The following is an 18,733-nucleotide window of genomic DNA, read 5'->3' as shown; positions in this document are numbered from 1 at the left end:
GATTTAGATTTGGCGGCTTCCCTCCTCACGCAACAGCGCCTGCAGGGTATCGAGGCGGGCACCGTCGAATGCGATCACGGTACCTTGCTCGAACACCCGGCGCGCCAGCCCGGTCAGTACCGCACCGGGCGGCAGTTCGATTTGTAGACGTACGCCACGCTCATAAGCGCTTTGTACGGTGCCGCGCCAATCCACGATGCGGCACATGTTGAAGGCCAAATCGTCGCGCAAGGCTTCTATGCTTGTGACGGGCCGTGCACGGCTGCCGCTCAGATATCCCAGCGTGGGTGTTTTCAGCGACACCTTGGCAAAAGCTTCCGCCAGAACGGTTGCCGGCTTTTCCAGCAACGGGCAATGCGACGGCACGCTCACCGCCAGGCGCTTGGCCAGACCGGCACCGCGCTCTTTCGCCAACACGGCCACCGTTTTCATCGCGCCGTCGCTGCCAGCAATCACGAGCTGGTCATCCGCGTTGATGTTGGCCAGGTACACCGGTGAATCGACGCTGTGAACCTGCGCCAACAAGTCTTCCACCGTCGCCAGATCGAGACCGATGATCGCAGTCATGCCGTAGCCCTGTGGATAAGCCCGCTGCATCAACTCACCGCGCAGGCTGACCAAGTGCAATGCATCGCTGAAACTCAAGGCGCCGGCCACCACCGCTGCCGGGTAGGCACCGATGGACAATCCGGCGACGTAATCCGCCGGCATCGCCAACTGCCGCGAAGCCGCCACGCCAGCGATCAGCAGGCAAAGCTGCACTGCCCTTGTCGATTGCAATGCTTCGGCAGAATCGAGCAGCGATACATCTTCACCGAGCACATCGCTTGCCTCGCACAGGGTTTCACGCGGCACACGCTGGAGCATGCCCGGCTGCTGCGCGCCTTGGCCCGGGAACACCAACAAGCTGCTCACGCCGCTTGCTCCTGCGGGTTCCACGGATCAAACACCAGACTGGCTTCGGTGGCATTCTTGAGCAGCACCCGGCTCGAAGAACCGGCCCATTCGCGCAAGGCGACGGCGCCGAAGGGAGTCTGCAATTGCATGTCTACCACACACGCCGCCGCATCAAGCCGAGTCACCAGCTCTCGCGCTTGAGCACGTGACAATGACTGTGGCGTACGCAGAATCAGGTCGAGATCGCTGCCCTCGTGCAGAGCCGAAAATCCACTGGCCAGTTCAAACCCGGCGCTGCCGCTGACACCCCATTTCCAACCACAGCCGTCGAGCATCGGGCGCAATTGCTTCAGGGCTCGAACTGCCGGCAAATCCCGGTCGATATCGACATGACGGAGTTGTTCCGGCTGCACCCGGCGCGAAACCGAGGTGATCGCCATCGACGCTGCATAACGCTGCTCACGCAAACGTCCACGCACCCCGACCGCGACCTGCCCCGCAGCCGATACCGCACGGCGCACCACCACCGGCTGCCCCGCGCTGATGGATTCAACCACCCACGCCGGCGCATCCGCAGGCAACTGCTGCAGGGTCATGCCCCAGAGCAGGTCGTGGGCCATTAACGTGTTCACCACTGTTCTCTCAAAAGCTGGCGAACATGGCTCGATGCCGCGCGGTTGCTCGCGCCCAAACGGCTGCTCAGGTCACGGCCTTTCTCGGTGACATCACCAATGGCCTGGGTCAGGCATTCAGTCACACGACTTACATCGGTGGCGGTTGGCTGTTCAATCTGTTCCACCGACAAGGTTTCCCAAAGCAGACCAAGGCTGGCGTAGCTGTCAATGTCATACGCCATCGGCGGCACGCTGGCGGCCAGGGTTTCCAGTTCTTCGACGCTACGCAGCGTCACCCGCGCCGCCGACGCCTTGCCCATGGCATGCACCATCACGCCTGGATCACGCAGGGCAATGAGTCGGTTGGCCTGATAACCGTGAGCCAGAAATGCCCCGGACATCGCCTTACCCACCAGCAAACCGATCACTGCATGCCCGGCCAGACGGGCACGCGCATAACTGTCCGCCGCGCCAGCTAAAGCCTGATGAATCCCCAGCGCTTCTTCGCGGCGACCATAAGCCTGGCTCGGTACATCGACGATGGCGATCAGCGCACGTTTGTGCGATTTGTCCTGGTCGGCCATGATGACGTCATCCACAGCCTTGGCCAGGCCCCAGCCTTCGAGCAAACCGACCTCACCGTTACGGGCGCGGGCGAAACGGTTGTCGGGGTCGGCCACCACGGCGATAAACCGCACAGGCTGCTCGCCCAAAAAGCCATCGGCCACTTTCAGCGACGCCGGCAATCCTTCGACCGGTTTGGCATCGGAACTCAAGGCGTTGAACCAGTGCAAGCCTCTGACGGAATACGAACTCATGAGCGCTCTCCTTGATACAGATCGCGAACCGTGGCCGGCTCGATTTGCGGTTCGGCATCCAGACGCGCCAGCCGTTGCAGGTACAGTTCGGCCTGCCCGCTGCGTTGCTGCGTCGGCAAACCTTGCTGGAGCAATTCACCGACCTGCTGGCGGATCTGTGCGACGTCATCGCCTGCGTAGCGATCCACCAGCCCCGTGGCATAGCGTTGCTCGCCACCGGTCAGGCTCCAGATGAAGGGACGGTCGCGGGAGTCGTATTCCTCGAGCCCGGCTTCTTGTTCGATCACCTGCGGACCGTTCAGACCGAGCCGTGCTTCCTGGGTCACCAGCAAATAGCTGCACAACCCGGCGGCAATTGACATGCCACCGAAGCAGCCGACGCTGCCCGCAATCACGCCCACCACCGGTTGGTATTGGCGCAGCTCAACAATCGCCGCGTGGATATCGGCAATCGCTGCCAAGCCAAGGTTGGCCTCCTGCAAACGCACGCCACCGGTTTCCAGCAGCAGCACGGCGCGGGTCGGGATGCCATTGCGGTTGTCTTCGGCAGCCAGTTCCAGCGCGCCGGCGATTTTCGCCCCGCCGACTTCACCGAGACTGCCGCCCTGGAAGGCGCCTTCGATAGCGGCGATCACCACTGGCAAACCATCGAGATTGCCCTTGGCGATCACAACGCCGTCATCGGCCTGCGGCACCACGCCCTGACGCGCCAGCCATGGCGACATGATGCGTTGGAACGGGTCGAGCAATTCGCGAAAAGTGCCGGCATCAAGCAAGGCCTTGGCCCGCTGCCGGGCACCGAGTTCGATGAAGCTGTGTTTGTTGAGCAACGCGGCGCTGTCAGTCATGGCCGATCTCCTCGAAGCCCTGTTCCAGACGCAGGCGAACCACGCCGGGAGTGGCGCCGAAATCGTGGATATCGATGTCCATCGCCGACGGCGTCTGGCCGTCGAACATCCGCGCAAACAGATGCTGCCAGCGTTGTTCGCTGCCGTTGACCGAGGTCTGCACGGTGATTGTCAGCTTGCCGGGCTGACCCGGCTGGATCAGCACTTCCAGATCGCCAGAGCCGACACAACCCACCAGCGTACGACCGCGTGGAGGCTGCCCGGCGGGGAATTCAAAGGATAAGGTTTCCATCAAAATGCTCCCTGAATAAGGCTGTCGCCCGACTCAATACGGTCTATGAACAGGCAGGCTGCGAGCAGGTCGGCAGCGCCACCGGGCGAGGCATTCAACGCGATTAATTGTTGGTCGAGCTCATGTAGACGACGACGGCCGGTGAGGCTGGCGCTGCCACCCGCATCGAGTACCGCCTGGGCGCCGCGTTGCATGGTGTGCAGGCCCTGTTCCCCGGCGCGGTACAGCACGCAGGTGTCGGCCAGTTCAGTCATGATCGCCAGCAGCGCATCGAGTCGGGCGTTCTGCTCGCCATTCCCTTGAGCCCGGCTGCGTTTGAGTTGCGGCAGTGCGCGCTGGGTAACAGCAGGGAAGCCGAGTTGCGCTTCTTCGCGAGCACCACGCACGCCGTAGCGTTGAGCGACTTGAGCACCATGGCTGAGCGGACGCGGCATATAACGGTCATCAAGCAAAGCCAGGCGAGCGGCACGTAGAGCGACTGAACCCGCGGCGTTGGCTTGAGGTTCAAGGGCTGCCGCAGCGACCAGCAAACCCAAGGCCCAAATCGCGCCACGATGAGTGTTCACACCGTTGGTAGTGGCGAGCATTGCCTGCTCGCCCTCACGACCGATCAGGCCAATGGCTTCACGCAGCGGCAAGCCGATCTCGCCGATTTCGATAGCGGCTTCGGCCATTTCCTTGAACGCCGGCCACAAGGCCAACGCCGACGCGTGCATCAGTCCAAGGTGTAAATCGGTGTGAGCGCCGCTGCCGCGACGGTCTACCAGTGCCGGTTTCGGCGACAGATCCGCTTCGTCGATCAGCGCGTCCACCGCCAGGTCCGCCAGCCGTTCGGCCAGGCTTATGGTTTTCGGTTGCAGGTTGAATGCGTGCATTACCAGCTCCTGAACTTGGCGGGCGGGTTGTAGAGACCTCCGGACCACTCCACCAGATCGGCCACGCTTTTAGCGGCGAGCAGTTCGCGGGTGGCGTCGGTGCGGCGGATGCCGAGGTCTTCGGGCAAGGCAATCAAGCCTTCGCGGCGCATGCGCGCAGTGTCTTTAGGGTTGTGGCGCAGACCGATGGCGGTCACCCCGGCGACGGCGGCGATCATCGCCTGACGCTCTTCGAGGGAGCGGGCCTTGTACAGGTAGGCGATGCCTTCTTCGGTCAACAGGTGAGTGACGTCGTCGCCGTAGACCATAATCGGCGCCAGCGGCATGCCGCTTTTCTTCGCCACATCGATGGCGTCGAGGGTCTCGACGAAAGTCGGTTTACCGCCCTCCTGGAACGTCTCGACCATCTGCACCACGAGTTTCTTGCCACGTTCAAGCATCGGTTCGGCGACGTCGGTGTGGCGCATGTCGAGCCAGGCCGGCGTGCTGTGACGTCGACCACGCGGGTCATGGCCCATGTTCGGTGCCCCGCCAAAACCGGCCAGTCTTCCACGGGTCACGGTGGAGGAATGGCCGTCGCCATCGACTTGCAGCGTGGCACCGATGAACAGGTCCACCGCGTATTGCCCGGCCAGTTGGCTGAACATCCGGTTGGACCGCAGCGAGCCGTCGCGCCCGGTGAAGAACACGTCGGGTCGGGCGGCGATGTAGTTTTCCATGCCCAGTTCAGTGCCGAAGCAGTGCACGCTCTCGACCCAACCGCTTTCGATGGCCGGGATCAAGGTTGGATGGGGATTGAGCGTCCAGTTGCGGCAGATCTTGCCCTTCAGGCCAAGGGATTCGCCGTAGGTCGGCAGGATCAGTTCAATGGCGGCAGTGTTGAAACCGATGCCGTGGTTGAGCGACTGCACGTTGTGTTTTTCGTAGATCCCGCGAATCGCCATCATCGCCATCAGCACATGCACAGGCTTGATGTGTCGAGGATCGCGGGTGAACAACGGTTCGATGTAGAACGGCTTGTCCGCCACCACCACAAAGTCGACCCAGGACGCCGGGATATCGACGCGGGGCAGGTCACTGACGTCATCCACCAATTGGTTGACCTGAACGATGACAATACCGTCGCTGAAGGCTGCCGGTTCGATCAGGGCAGGCGTGTCTTCGGTGCTGGGCCCGGTGTAGATGTTGCCGGCGCGGTCGGCCATGAAACCGGCCGAGAGCACGACGTTGGGAATCAGGTCGACCACCAGCCGCGCGTAGAGCTCGATGTAGGTGTGGATCGCGCCGATTTCCAGCAGGCCGTCTTCCAGCAACTGGCTGATGCGCAGGCTCTGGGTGCCGGCAAAGGAGAAGTCGAGTTTGCGGGCGATGCCGCGTTCAAACAGGTCAAGGTGCTCGGCGCGACCGACGCTGGGCATGATCATGTGCAGGTCGTGCAGCTTTGCCGGATCGGCCTTGACCAGCGAGCGGGACAGAAAGTCCGCCTGCTTCTGGTTGTTGCCTTCGAGCACCACACGGTCACCAGGCAGGATCAACGCCTCAAGCGCCGCCACGATATTTTCGGTGGGCAACACCACACCGTCGGCAAGGCCCTTGACCAACTCCAGACGCCGCTGCTTCTCGCTGCGCCGCCGCGTCCATCGCGAGTCGGGGGATATTGTTGTTGTCATGACCACTCCACGGGTTCGCTGTCGTGGGGGTCACAGTAGGAGGGTTGGGTGGGGGGATCAATCAAGCAGGGTGGTGGATTGTTACGGTTAGGGTAATCGAATATAACCTCAATGACACACAAAGACCTGTTTATGAACGTAGCGGCGACTCACTGCAAATCGGCAAAATGCTGCTGACACACTCATTTGAACGAATGGAATCTATTTAAAATAGGCACCCATCCTAATTTCCCTTGCCTTAATCTCGATCAACGCTGCCTCAGCCTCAGCCTTCTGCTTTATTAGAGATTTTCCATGTAATTTTATACTTAAGTATTCTGATTTTAGCTTGGCTCTCGCCGGAGAAAGCACCGAATCAGTCTTCCACGGAGTAATAACTGCGTCGCTAACAGTACGCCTTAGATCATCCATAATAATAATGTGCTTTTTACTATGATCTTTGATATATGCCAGACCCGGCTCAACCAAAGTTCCAACCTCAATTTCAGAAAACACGCGTTTATTAGCACTTACTGCTGCGCGACCACTCATTTCCTCAGATAGCTCAGGATATCTCCATGCATCATCCACTCTTCTAGCTCTTGGCAGATCTCTTGATGTTTTTACATATGACGTCGTTGCCGCTGCTAGATCAAATTTTCCAAGTGATTTATTTGTATAACTCAACCATAGCCCATGGAGTTTCTTAGTAGTCATTGAAAACCAACTTTCCCCGGACGGGTCGCTTCTATTTACGGGATCCCCGGAGCAGTAGCTATAAGCATTTACCCCACCCTCATCAAACGGACTTAAATGATCCGGACTATTAAATCGCATCAAAACCAGATTAAACGCCCGATGTCCATTACCTAATAAATAACGTCCGGTGATTGCATCCTGCCGCTCACCGTTAAACCCCAACAAGCTAGTTAAACCGCTCTCGGCGGAACGATATCCATAGGGTGAATATTTAATGGGAGGGCGTGTCGACTGGCTAACCGTATACAGTACCGAACGCTGCTGATCTGTGACCAATAAATCAGCTTCCACGGTATCGCCCAGGCGTTGCTGTTGTGCCAACAACCGATCGCCGTGCTGCATGATTGAGAATTGGGTTTGGCCTTGAACTTCCGTGGCCAGGCGACTTTTGCAGTAAAAGCGCTGGAGGTCGTCTTGTCCCGCCGACTTCAAGCCGATCAGACGATCCATCGGATCATAGTGATAAGTGCAGCGTACTTCTTCGTTTTGGGAAGTCATTGGCAGGGCTCCTGCTGCTCCTTGCTGATGGCATTGAGCTTCGGCCATTGAGCTGGATGCGTCTACTAGCAGAACTGATAGGTAGGTGCGGCCACAGGTAAATAATCTGGCTCATCTACTTCGGTGTCTATGCGAATGCAATCGCGAGCAGGCTCACTCCTACAATGTTCGTGCACAACTCAAAATTCGGAGCCAGACCCAAAAACCTGTAGGAGTGAGCCTGCTCGCGATGGGGCCAGAACAGTACCCACAGTTCTCCATGCAGGAATCAGACAGGTCCCAAAAGAGGACCGATCGGTCCCAATTTGGGAATCTTCAAACTGAGGTTTTTGTTTAAAAGCTTGTCCGTAGGAACGGCGTGCGGCTACGCAGTCTTGCGTCGCTACCTACAACAATGCCGGAACCCGCTGACTAGCGGGCTTTTGCGGTGATCTTTATCGTTTGTGGGTCGCTGTCAACTCAGCGAACGGGCCTGGAAACCCGAGGTGCAGATAACGCAATAGCGCCATTCTTAACGTATGCTTGCACGCCTTTATTGTGTGCACTCCGTTATGGCGGCTGTGCGCGGGAGACCTAGTGTCTGCCGGGTTATCCGCACCCCGGATTTCCAGCCTGCGTACAGCTGCCACCCCTTCGCCTGGAAATCGAATGGAGCAGCTGAAACTCATTATGCGGAGATTCAGTATGTTCAAAGTCACACCCAATCCCCCGGAATTCGGCACCGATCCCCTCGAAGCTGAGAAACTCAAGGAAGCCGCCGATCGCGCCTTCTCCCATTACTTCCCGCCTGCCGACGAAAAGCCCGCCAAGCGCCGAAAATTTCAGCTCTTCACCGTCTCTCCCGATATCGGCACCGAAGCGCTTCTGGCCAACGCCTCCGAAGACCTGCTGTCCATCAGTGCCATTGCAGCCGATCTGGCGGACGATGTGGAAGGCTCGCGGCGCTCTGTAGCCTTGGCGCTCAGCAGAATGGCCGATGGCGTGCATTTGTTGGTGGAGCGGGCGCTGGATCAGCATGAGGCGTTGGCTGAGGCCAGGATTTAGAACCACAGGTATTTAGTGAATTGAAGGCCGCCATCGCGGGCAAGCCCGCTCCCACAGGGCTCGTGTCGTACATAAAATTTGTGTCCGACGCGGGCATTGTGGGAGCGGGCTTGCCCGCGATGGGGCCGGTGCAATCACCAAAAAACCTGGCCTAGTTGGCCAATCCGGCATCTACAAGCAACTCCTCCAGCGCCAACAAATCCGGCACCTTCGCCACCTGATCAGCCACCTGCACCGCCGCTTTCTCCAGCGAACACAACGGCACGTCCACATAACTCAACTGACTGTCGAGCTTGTACGACCGCGGAATCCCCTGAACCAGCATCGCAATGAACTTCAGTTCAGCCCGACCACCCAGCGCATTGAGAATGACGATTCGCGCGCGCTCGCCAATGACGATTTTGTTGCCGCACGCCGACTCGAAACTGATCAGGGGAATCTGCCGGTTTCGCCATGCAACTCGACCGAGGTACCACGGCGGAGCATCGAGATCGAACGCCGCGCTCTGGTAATCGATCAGCTCGGCGACTGCGACGTTGGGCAGGATCAGGTTGCGGTCGGCCAAAGGCAGCAGCAGGCCGGTGAGGTTGATGCTGCGCTGGTTGATACGCCGCTCAAGCATGGGTTTTGCTCCACAGGGCGATGCTTTCGAGCAGTACCGATTCCTGGTACGGCTTGCCAAGGTAGTCGTTGACGCCGATGGCCATGGCCCGGTCGCGGTGTTTCTGGCCGGTGCGGGAGGTGATCATGATGATCGGCAGGCGCTGCAAACGCTCGTCGCTGCGCACTTGCTTCGCCACTTCGAAGCCGTCCATGCGCGGCATTTCGATGTCCAGCAGCATGATGTCGGGAATGTGTTCTTCGAGCAGCAGCATAGCGTCGACACCATCCTTGGCGGTCAGCACGTTCATGCCGTGGCGTTCGAGCAAACGGCTGGTGACCTTGCGCACGGTAACGGAGTCATCGACCACCATCACAAGCAATGGTTTTTGCGGTTCGAATTCGCTTTCCTGGCCCGAGGTGCGCTGCGGCACATGGGCTTGCAGGGCGCGGATCGGCGCCAGCAGATCGAGAATCAGCACCACCCGGCCGTCCCCCAGAATCGTTGCCCCGGAGACACCCTGCACCGCCGCAAACTGCGGGCCGAGGCTCTTGACCACGATCTCCCGGGTGCCGGCCATGGCGTCGACCAGCACCGCGATATGGCGCTCGTTGCATTGCACCAGCAGCACCGGCAACGGCAGGCTTTGGCCCAAGAGCTTTGGCCGGGGGCTGGTTTTCAGCAGCTCGCCCAGATAGCACAGTTCATAGCGTTGGCCGGCGTATTCATAGGTCGGCGGATCGAGACGGAAATGCCCTTCGAGCTCGTTGGGCAACACACGGACGATACCGTCGATGGTGTTCAGCGGAATCGCGTACTGGTCCTCCCCGCACTGCACCATCAGCGCACGGTTGACCGACACGGTGAACGGCAGACGGATACGAAAATGCACGCCCTGCCCAGGCACAGAGTCGATGCTCATGCTGCCGCCCAGTTGCCGCACCTCTTCGTGCACCACGTCCATGCCGACGCCGCGACCGGATATCTGGGTGATTTTCTCCGCAGTGGAAAAACCCGGTTGCAGGATGAACTGCAACACGTCACGGTCGCTGATTTCACTGTTCGGATCGAGCAAGCCGCGCTTGATCGCCTTGCGCCGTACGGCATCCAGCGGCACGCCTGCACCGTCATCGCGGATATCGAAAATGATGTCGCCGCCTTCGCGAGACAGGTCAAGGGTGATCCGCCCTTGCGCCGGTTTACCCGCCGCGATGCGCACCTCGGCGGATTCAAGGCCATGGTCCAAGGCGTTGCGTAGCATGTGCTCCAGCGGTGCTGCCATGCGTTCGAGCACGTTGCGATCCATTTCGCCTTCGGCGTTGCCGACGATGAACTCGACGTCTTTGCCTAGCTCCTCGGACACCTGACGCACGATGCGCTTCAATCGCGGGAGCATCCTTTCAAACGGCACCATGCGCGTGCGCATCAGGCCTTCCTGCAATTCAGTGTTGATGCGGCCCTGTTGTTGCAGCAGGTTTTCTGCGTCCTGATTGCGCCGGTCGAGGGTTTCCTTGAGATCGAGCAAGTCGGAGGCGGACTCGAACAAGGCCCGGGACAGTTGTTGCAACTGCGAGTGACGGTCCATTTCCAGCGGATCGAATTCTTCGTAGCCCAGGCGCTCGGCGTCTTGCTGCCGGCTGAGGATCCGGCCCTGGGTTTCGGTATCGAGGCGACGCAACTGGTCACGCATCCGCTCGATGGTGGTTTCCATCTCGTTCAAGGCCACTTGCGCATCGCTGACCTGCTGTTCGATCCGTCCACGGAAGATCGACGTTTCGCCAGCCAGGTTGACCAGGTCGTCGAGCAGTTCCGCCGAGACCTTGACCATGTCTGCGCCGGGGTCCGGTTGCAGCAGCGGCGCCTCGGTTTTTACCGCACCAGGCAGCGCAATCGGAGCCGGGGCTTCAGGGAGCGTCGGGTGGCTGAAATTCCTGATCGCTTCGAGCAATCGATCGGCCGGCGGCAACGGCTCCCCGGCCCGAGCCGCGTCAAGCATCTGCGCCAGTCGGTCATGGCTGCGTTGCAGCAATTCAAACAACGCGCCTGTGGGTTTCAGTACGCCTGTTGATAAACCCTCGTAGAGAAATTCCAGCTCATGGGCCAGATCGCCGATCGGGGTGATTTCCACCATGCGCGCACCGCCCTTGAGGGTGTGCAGGTCGCGCAGCAGAGTTTCCACTTCCTGACGATTCGAAGGCTCGGCCTGCCAGCGCACCAGCGCCGCGCCGGAGCTTTCGATGATGTCGAAGCCCTCTTCGAGGAAGATATCCAGCAGCTCGCTGTCATGATGGGTCGAGTCGTCGCCGGCCGCCGGCGCGGCCATATCGACGTGAACAGCGTGGCCCTGGCGAAACGCGCGAATCGCCTCGATCAGTTCACTCGGGTCGCCCAACGGCTGGTGGTTCTGCATCTGCTCAAGTAACTGCGCCAACCGGTCATGGCTGTGCTGCAGCAACTGCGCCAGCGCTTCGCTGTAGCTGTAACGGCGGTCCACCAAATCTTCGTAAAGGCTTTCCAGTTCATGGGCCAGGTCACCGACCGGCTCGACCGCGGCCATCCGCGCGCCGCCCTTGAGGGTGTGCAAGTCGCGTTGCAAGGACGACAACGGCGCCGCGTTTTGCGGCTCATTCAACCAGCGTTGCAAGGCCTGGTTGGCGCTGTCGAGGATGTCGACCGCTTCTTCGAGGAAGATAGAAACGATTTCATCGTCTACCTCAACCGCGCGCTCTGATTGCGGGGGAACACGATCCTCTGTAGGAGCTGGCTTGCCAGCGATGGACGTAAACGATGACGCGTTTTCATTGGATATACGCGGCGCCTGTGAGTCCTTCGCTGGCAAGCCAGCTCCTACAGGGGACCGCGTTAGCGATGCGGTTTGGGCCAGTTCAGCGGTGGCATCGCCCAGTTCACGAATGCTCAGGGAGCGGCTGCCGTCACTGCGGATCAGGCCCATGGCCGAGGGATCAAGGCTCTCGTCGAGCAAGCCGTTCAAGGCGCGAACCCGGTCCGGGCGCGGGGTGACTTCCTGGCCGGCGGCCAGTTCGTCGAGCATGTTGATCAGCGCTTCGTGGGCGCCTTGTGCCTCGAGGAAAAACGCTTCGCTGACGGCCAGGCTGCTTTCTTCCACGGCACCGTAGAGATCGAGCAAGGCTTCGCAGAGTTCATCCACCGGATGCAGATCCGCCAGGTGCGCGCCCTCGCCGAGGGTGGTCAATTCGTCCAGCAGTGCACTGAGTTCCTGACGTTCGCCGGGGTGTTGCTGCCAGCGCTGCAACAGGCTTTCAGCGTCCAGCAGGATGTCCATGCCCTGGGCCAGGAAGTTGTTGATCAACTGCGGATCGCGCTTGACCCGCAGCGCGGTATTCGGTGTGTTCGACAGACTGGTCAGACGTTCCGACAGCAATGCCCGGGTACGCTCGATCAATTCAGTAGCGTCGGGGATTTCGGCCAGCGGATCCGTCTTGAGCTGGCGTAAACCGAGACGGAACAAACCTTCGGCTTCGAGCAGCACTTCGACTTCGTCGAGGTCGAGGGCGATTTGATGGGCTTTGTACTCCCGGGCCAGTTGGTCCAGCGGCGCGGCCAGCTCGACAATCGGCAAGACCCCGGCCATCGACGCACTGCCCTTGAGGGTGTGCAAGGCGCGCAGCAGTTCGTCACTGGCTTGCAGCGGGACGTGTTCGGCGGCCCGGTCGAGGAAGCGGTTCAGACTGCTCAAATGGGTTTGCGCTTCTTTGCGGAAGATCTCCAGCAACAGCGGATCGAGTGCCGTGACGTCTTGCGTGTCCTCGTCGGATGCCGACTCATCACCCTTGGCCAGAGAATGGGCGCGGACGGCCAACTGGTCGACATCATTACGCTGGCGCTGGGCATTGGCGGCGTATTCCGCCACCAGTTCCGGCAGCAAATGCAGCACATCACCGATCAGCTGCTGCACCGTTGCGCCCGGCTCCACGCTGTTTTCCAGTACGCGATTGAGCAGGTTTTCAACGGCCCAGGCCAGTTCGCCAAGCACCAGTGCGCGAACCATCCGGCCACTGCCCTTGAGGGTATGGAAGGCGCGGCGCAGTTCACTGAGGGCTGAACGGTTGTCGGGGTTGCTCGACCAGCGCGGCAAGTATTCGCGAAGGATCTCCAGCACCTCCTCGGTTTCTTCGAGGAATACTTCGCGTAGCTCATCGTCCACTGGTTCTTCACCCGCGGGCGGCGGCAACAGACTGCCCGGCGTGGTCAGGGCCGGAGGATTGAGGGCGGACACCGGGTTGGCCAGCACATCGGCCAGAGTCTGGACGACGGCCGGGGCATCCAGCTCCTGCTGGTGCTGCAGGGTCTGCGCTTCGCTGGGGCTCAGCACATCCCCAAGCATGGGCACATGCTGTTCACTGGGCTGTTCGTTAGGGAAGAAGCCGAGTGACGCCAGGCTTTTTTCCGCGATGTCGAGCAGCTGTTCACCGGGTGCTTCGGGGTCATCGTTGAGGCGCTCCAGGTAATATTCGAGGCTGGCGATGACGTCAGCCAGGCTGTCCAGTTCCTGCCAGCCGGGCTGGCCCGGATCGAGCAGCAGATGTTCGCGGATGAAGTGATTGCAGGTTTCGATCAGGCCCGCCGCCCGACTCAACGGAATCATTGCCAGTGCGCCACGCACCTGGGTCAACAATGCCGGCAGTGCCTGCAAATGCTGCCGGTCCCAGTCGGCGTCGATGTAGTCGACGATCATGTCTTTGGCCTGTTGAAGGCAGATGCGAGCTTCCTTGATCACGATCTGATGGATCTGCGTCAGATCGGTGGTTGGCAAGCGACCTTCTTCCTGGCTCTCGGGCTCCACGGTGCCGACCATGCCGGCCAGGGTCGCTTCGACGTAGAGCAAAGCCCCGGCGACGTCCATGAGAATTGCGTCATCGGGCACCCGCTGGCCCTGGGCAAGGCTCAGCACCACCGCCAGTTGATCGATGATGACTTTGCGCGGCTGACCGAAACCCAGCACCGCCAGGGTATCGGCGATTTGCCGTAGCGGCGCGAGCAAACTGTCGAGATCCGAGGCGTGTTGCCGGTCGCTGCGCACGAACAGATCCAGGCGCTCCTTGACCCGCACCAGCTCCTCGCACAGCGCCGCCAATACCGAACGCATGGCGTCGCGGTCGGGACCGGCCAGCCGTGCGCGTTCTTCATCGACCATCGCGTTGTCGGGCAGCGCGTCATCCAGTCCGTAGCGATCTTTCATGGTCAGCATCTGCCCGGTGGGGTGTTCGGCCTTGGCTATGTAGAACAGCAAACTCTTGAGCAGCTCCGGCGGCGCCGGCTGATTAATCGCGGGCATACCCTGCTCAAGCAGGCGCTTGAGTTCTTTGTCGGCGTCTTTGAACAGGCTGCGCAAGGCCGGACTGTTGGCGATCGCACCGCCGCGCATGCCTTCGACCAGCGCCGAAGCGACCTGCCATAACGGGCTCAGGGGCGCATCGCCGCACAAAGTTTCAAGGCGGGAAAACACCTTGGCCAAATAACCGAGGTGGGTGTCATCATCCTGCTCGCGCAGCAAGCCGACCAGGGCCATCTGCAACATCTGCCGTAACTTGCGCAGCACATTCGGCAAATCCGCCGGCTCCAGCAGCGCCAGCGATTCTTCGCCCAGGGGTAGCAAGTCCGGCAATTGCGGGCTGAACAGGCTGGTTTCCGACAACAGGCTTTCACCACGGGCGCTGCGCAGATCGTTGATCAACGGTAGCACCACCAGCGGCAAGTCGCGGCGGGCGCCTTGCACCCGGTCGAGGTAGATCGGCAGCTGTCCCAGCGCTTGCAGTAAAAGATGCAGCGCTTCGTCGCGATGGCTGACGCGATTGTGTTGCAAGGCCGCGGTCAGTTGCTCCATCTCTTCGGCAAGCAGGGCCGCGCCGTAGAATTCGACCATCTGCAAACTACCGTGAACCTGATGGATGCACGCCAGACAATCGCTCAGGGCATGCGTCGCCTGCGGATCATCCAGCTGGATTTCGATCGCGTGATGAGCCTGCTTCAGCGTTTCGGTAATCTCGCCTTTGACCCATTCGAGGGCCACATAGTCGTGCCGATCACCCATAACCACTCCAGTTTTCGCTTCAGTCACGTTGCATCAGTCAAATTGCATGCGCCCGCGGGCGGTTCAAGCTTTGTCCGTCACCTGGGCCTTGGTGGCCGGCAAGGTGAAACCGGACACCGAGCGCCGCAGCTGGCTGGCCATTTTCGCCAGGTTGCCGATGCTCTCGGCGGTGGCGGTGGAGCCGGACGAGGTCTGCGTGGTGATCTGCTGGATCACGTTCATCGTCAGGGAAATCTGACCGGCAGACGACGTCTGTTGTTGTGCGGCGTTGGAAATGCTCTGAATCAGCGCCGCAAGGGTTTTGGAAACTCCTTCGATTTCTTCCAGGGCCACACCGGCATCCTGCGCCAGACGTGCGCCGCGCACCACTTCGGTGGTGGTCTGCTCCATGGAAATCACTGCTTCGTTGGTGTCGGTCTGAATCGCCCGCACCAAGGTTTCGATCTGCCGCGTGGCCTTTGAAGAACGCTCCGCCAGTCGTTGCACCTCATCGGCGACCACCGCGAAACCGCGCCCGGCATCACCGGCCATGGACGCCTGGATCGCTGCGTTGAGGGCGAGAATGTTGGTCTGATCGGCAATGTCATCGATCAGGCTGACAATATCGCCGATTTCCTGGGAGGACTCGCCCAGGCGCTTGATCCGCTTCGCGGTGTCCTGAATCTGTTCGCGAATGTTGTCCATACCATGGATGGTGTTGTGCACCACCTCATTGCCCTTGTTGGCGATTTCCACCGAGCGCTCGGCCACCGCCGAGGATTCGGCGGCGTTGGCCGACACCTGATCGATGGATTCGGCCATGTCGTTGATCGCGGTGGAGGCCTCGGAGATCTGCTGGGCCTGATGTTCCGAGGCCTGCGCCAGGTGCATGGCGGTGGCCTGGGTTTCCTGCACGGCGGCGGCGACCTGGCCAGCAGTCAGGTTGATGGTCGCCACGAGGTCGCGCAACTGGTCCACGGAATAGTTGATCGAGTCGGCGATGGTGCCGGTGAAGTCTTCGGTCACCGAGGCGGTCACTGTCAGGTCGCCGTCGGCCAGGTCCTCGATTTCGTCGAGCAGGCGCATGATCGCGTTCTGGTTGCGCTCGTTCTTCTCGGCGGTTTCCCGTAACTGGCGATTAGTTTCGCGCACCATCACCATACCGATGAGGATGATCGACATCAGCGCTGCCAGGCCCAGTACGTAACCGCCGATGGTGTCGGTGTTGCGCCCGCCGGCGAGGTTTTCGAAACCACCGGCCAGGTGCGAGGCTTCGTCGAGCAGGGTTTGTGACAGGCTGAAAATGTTGGTGGCCGACTCGCGGACCTTGAACAGCTCCGGCGAAGTTTCGAGGATTTCATCCACGGAACCGGAGACAAATTCGAACAGCTCGGAAATTTCCATCAACCGCGCCCGCGCATCGTGGTCTTCGACCTGGCTGACCCGCAGCGCCACATTGCCCTGAAGCATGCCGTTTAGCACTTGGCCGAAACGCGCCGCGTCGCGACCGAAGGCGTCGGCAGCCTGTTGAGAGTTTTCGTCGCCGGACAACACTGTGTTTACCGCACCCAGAATGCGCTCGGCCAGCAGCGATTGACGCTGAGCCATCGCCACCTGGGCGGCCGGGGCGCCGCGTTGCAGGAGGATCTCTACTATTTTCTCGTACTCGACTTGCAACTGCGGCACGGTTTCGGCCAGGGTCGCCGCGACCTGATGCAGCGACAACACGGTCTGCTCGCTGGAGAGGATGGCGTCGGTGTTTTTCAGCAGCCGTTCCCAGTCCAGCTGCACGGCGCGCATTTCCGGGCGCACGGTGGCCGGTGCCGGTGGCAGGCCAGTGGAAGGGTCGCCCTTTTTCAGATAGCTCCAGCGCTGGGCAAAATCGTTACGCGCATCGCTGAGCAACTTGAACGCCGCCGCCTTGCCGGCGGCAGCTTCGGTGGCGTTTTGGCTATGCGCTGGGACAGCACGCGCAGCTCGCCGGCGTGACCAATGTACTGTTTATCGTACGTGGCCTGGGTGTTGAGGTACGCGAAGTTGGCGAACAACAGCATGATGAAGACGATCAGCGCGATGAACAGCGCGATGATCTGCGAACGACTGCGTGACCCTTCCATTGGCTTGCCTGTTTTTGCTTTTATCATCGGTTTGCCCAATTCACCAATACGCCCCGTAGGAGCGTGGCTTGCCCGCGAAGAACGATAACGTGGTGTGCCTGGAAGACCGCGTCATCGTTCTTCGCGGGCAAGCCTCGCTCCTACAAGTTGACGTGTTTACACCGCGATACTCATGAAGCCTTGTGATCTCGCCAACGCAAACGGACTGAACACCTGCCAGGTTTGCTCACGCTGGAACCGGCCTTTGATAAATGCCGAAATCGGTCCACTCGATTGATCTGCCGGCTCCAGGCTGTCCTGGGCAAAATGCTGCAAGCCGAAAACCTCATCGACCAACAACCCGGCAAACACTTCGTTATGTTCCACGACCAACACTCGCCGCTGCTTGCGCGCTGCCAAAACTTCGTGGCCAAAGAAACCACACAAATCCATGACCGGCAGCAATCGCCCACGCAGGTTAGCCACGCCCTTGACCCAGGTTTTCACCCCCGGCACCTGGGTAAAGCGCGGTTCGTGCAGCACTTCGCTGATTTCGCCCATGGGCGCGACGTACCAGTGATCGCCCAGGCGAAAGCCAATGCCGCTCCAGCTGTCCTGCCGGGTTGGCTGGGACGGCAAGTCGGCCGCCAGCAGGCGACAGCGCTGGTCGATCTGCAGCAGCAGCTCGAAGGCCGTCAGCGACTCGGTCATGGCCGGACGATCAACCGTTCAGCACATTGTTGAGGGTTTTGAGCAGGGTCTCTTCATCGACCGGCTTGGTCAGGTAGTCCTTGGCGCCCTGGCGCGTGCCCCAGACCTTGTCGGTTTCCTGATCCTTGGTGGTGATGATGATCACCGGGATGTGCCCGGTTTCCGGGTCTTTGGTCAACTGACGGGTTGCCTGGAACCCGTTGAGGCCGGGCATGACGATGTCCATCAGCACCGCATCGGGTTTTTCCAGGCGGGCCAGGGCCACGCCGTCGGCGCCGTTTTCGGCTTTCAATACTTCATGACCGTGTTTTTCCAGCATGCCGGTCAGTTTGTACATTTCAGTCGGCGAATCGTCGACGATCAGAATACGTGCCATGGTCTTCCCCATTCTTGTCGACGCAAGGCCCGCTGGCCGAGCGTCACTGTAGGTGTCTTACTGCGGCAGAACGGCGGCGAAGCCCGGAACATGGGCCTGGATCGCGTTCAGCAGTTCTTCCTTGCTGAAAGGCTTGGTCAAAAATTGGTCGGAGCCAACGATGCGCCCCTTGGCCTTGTCGAACAGCCCGTCCTTGGACGACAGCATAATCACTGGCGTGGACTTGAATGCACTGTTGTTCTTGATTAAAGCGCAGGTCTGATAGCCATCCAGACGGGGCATCATGATGTCGACGAAGATGATGCCGGGGTGATTGTCGGCAATCTTGGCCAGGGCATCGAAACCGTCGATGGCCGTGATGACTTCACAACCCACGTTCTTGAGCAGCGTTTCGGCGGTGCGGCGAATCGTCTTCGAATCGTCGATCACCATGACCGTCAAGGCGCTGGATTGCTGTTCCATAAATGCTCTACCGTCGCCTTTGCGAAACAATTTGTCCGTTTGCCGGTTAACGGCGGCTCGAAACCCTTGATACTCAAGGGCCAGTACAACTTGGCAGTCTTTTTAGCACAGTCTCCGGAACCAATCTATCGGGCGACCGGC

Annotated in this window: 14 protein-coding genes and 1 pseudogene; 1 reads left to right on the top strand and 14 read right to left on the bottom strand. The window is 60.2% G+C overall.

The features are described from left to right. Positions 1-3: 3 nt before the first annotated feature. The 8 genes from mdcH to CES87_RS02505 all read right to left on the bottom strand — a co-directional run bounded on the left by mdcH (position 4) and on the right by CES87_RS02505 (position 7,250). Positions 4-915, bottom strand: a complete 912-nt coding sequence (gene mdcH, locus CES87_RS02540; protein ID WP_128604822.1) for a malonate decarboxylase subunit epsilon — start codon at positions 913-915, stop codon at positions 4-6. Further along, positions 912-1,532 carry a malonate decarboxylase holo-ACP synthase gene (locus tag CES87_RS02535; protein ID WP_128604821.1) on the bottom strand — a complete coding sequence of 207 codons (621 nt, stop codon included), beginning with the start codon at positions 1,530-1,532 and terminating at the stop codon, positions 912-914. Before CES87_RS02535 ends, mdcH begins: the two co-directional genes overlap by 4 nt. Then, complete coding sequence (mdcE, locus tag CES87_RS02530; RefSeq protein WP_128604820.1) at positions 1,526-2,329, bottom strand: biotin-independent malonate decarboxylase subunit gamma; 804 nt, start codon at positions 2,327-2,329, stop codon at positions 1,526-1,528. The genes CES87_RS02535 and mdcE overlap by 7 nt, the downstream gene beginning before the upstream one ends. Further along, positions 2,326-3,177, bottom strand: a complete 852-nt coding sequence (locus CES87_RS02525; RefSeq protein WP_128604819.1) for a biotin-independent malonate decarboxylase subunit beta — start codon at positions 3,175-3,177, stop codon at positions 2,326-2,328. Before CES87_RS02525 ends, mdcE begins: the two co-directional genes overlap by 4 nt. Continuing rightward, positions 3,170-3,469 (bottom strand): malonate decarboxylase subunit delta, encoded by a 300-nt coding sequence (locus CES87_RS02520; RefSeq protein WP_077048439.1) that lies wholly within the window; start codon positions 3,467-3,469, stop codon positions 3,170-3,172. Before CES87_RS02520 ends, CES87_RS02525 begins: the two co-directional genes overlap by 8 nt. Continuing rightward, the gene (locus tag CES87_RS02515; protein ID WP_128604818.1) at positions 3,469-4,344 is read right to left on the bottom strand and encodes a triphosphoribosyl-dephospho-CoA synthase; all 876 of its coding nucleotides are present in this window, start codon (positions 4,342-4,344) and stop codon (positions 3,469-3,471) included. Before CES87_RS02515 ends, CES87_RS02520 begins: the two co-directional genes overlap by 1 nt. Beyond that, positions 4,344-6,014: a malonate decarboxylase subunit alpha gene (gene mdcA, locus CES87_RS02510; protein WP_128604817.1), complete on the bottom strand. Its 1,671-nt coding sequence runs from the start codon at positions 6,012-6,014 to the stop codon at positions 4,344-4,346. Before mdcA ends, CES87_RS02515 begins: the two co-directional genes overlap by 1 nt. A 201-nt stretch (positions 6,015-6,215) precedes the next feature. Continuing rightward, the gene (locus CES87_RS02505; protein ID WP_128604816.1) at positions 6,216-7,250 is read right to left on the bottom strand and encodes an RHS repeat-associated core domain-containing protein; all 1,035 of its coding nucleotides are present in this window, start codon (positions 7,248-7,250) and stop codon (positions 6,216-6,218) included. Between the two features lie 684 nt (positions 7,251-7,934). On the opposite strand from CES87_RS02505, the gene CES87_RS02500 reads away from it, so the two are divergent. Next, the gene (locus tag CES87_RS02500; protein ID WP_128604998.1) at positions 7,935-8,294 is read left to right on the top strand and encodes a DUF6124 family protein; all 360 of its coding nucleotides are present in this window, start codon (positions 7,935-7,937) and stop codon (positions 8,292-8,294) included. A gap of 151 nt (positions 8,295-8,445) precedes the next feature. Here the strand turns inward: CES87_RS02500 and CES87_RS02495 are convergent, their stop codons facing one another. From CES87_RS02495 to pilG, 6 genes and pseudogenes are all read right to left on the bottom strand, one after another. Beyond that, the gene (locus CES87_RS02495) at positions 8,446-8,916 is read right to left on the bottom strand and encodes a chemotaxis protein CheW (protein WP_128604815.1); all 471 of its coding nucleotides are present in this window, start codon (positions 8,914-8,916) and stop codon (positions 8,446-8,448) included. Further along, positions 8,909-14,968 carry an Hpt domain-containing protein gene (locus tag CES87_RS02490; RefSeq protein WP_128604814.1) on the bottom strand — a complete coding sequence of 2,020 codons (6,060 nt, stop codon included), beginning with the start codon at positions 14,966-14,968 and terminating at the stop codon, positions 8,909-8,911. Before CES87_RS02490 ends, CES87_RS02495 begins: the two co-directional genes overlap by 8 nt. A 63-nt stretch (positions 14,969-15,031) precedes the next feature. After that, a pseudogene (locus tag CES87_RS02485) lies at positions 15,032-17,091 on the bottom strand (methyl-accepting chemotaxis protein). A 129-nt stretch (positions 17,092-17,220) separates the two neighbouring features. After that, positions 17,221-17,754, bottom strand: coding sequence for a chemotaxis protein CheW (locus CES87_RS02480; protein WP_128604813.1), 534 nt, complete (start codon positions 17,752-17,754; stop codon positions 17,221-17,223). A 10-nt stretch (positions 17,755-17,764) separates the two neighbouring features. After that, positions 17,765-18,130 (bottom strand): twitching motility response regulator PilH, encoded by a 366-nt coding sequence (gene pilH, locus CES87_RS02475; protein WP_096514418.1) that lies wholly within the window; start codon positions 18,128-18,130, stop codon positions 17,765-17,767. 57 nt (positions 18,131-18,187) lie between these two features. Beyond that, positions 18,188-18,592, bottom strand: a complete 405-nt coding sequence (gene pilG / locus CES87_RS02470; protein WP_128604812.1) for a twitching motility response regulator PilG — start codon at positions 18,590-18,592, stop codon at positions 18,188-18,190. Positions 18,593-18,733 lie beyond the last annotated feature (141 nt).

This window comes from Pseudomonas sp. ERMR1:02, from assembly GCF_002277815.1.
Taxonomy (GTDB): Bacteria; Pseudomonadota; Gammaproteobacteria; order Pseudomonadales; family Pseudomonadaceae; genus Aquipseudomonas.
This window is presented reverse-complemented; position numbering and strand designations above follow the sequence as displayed.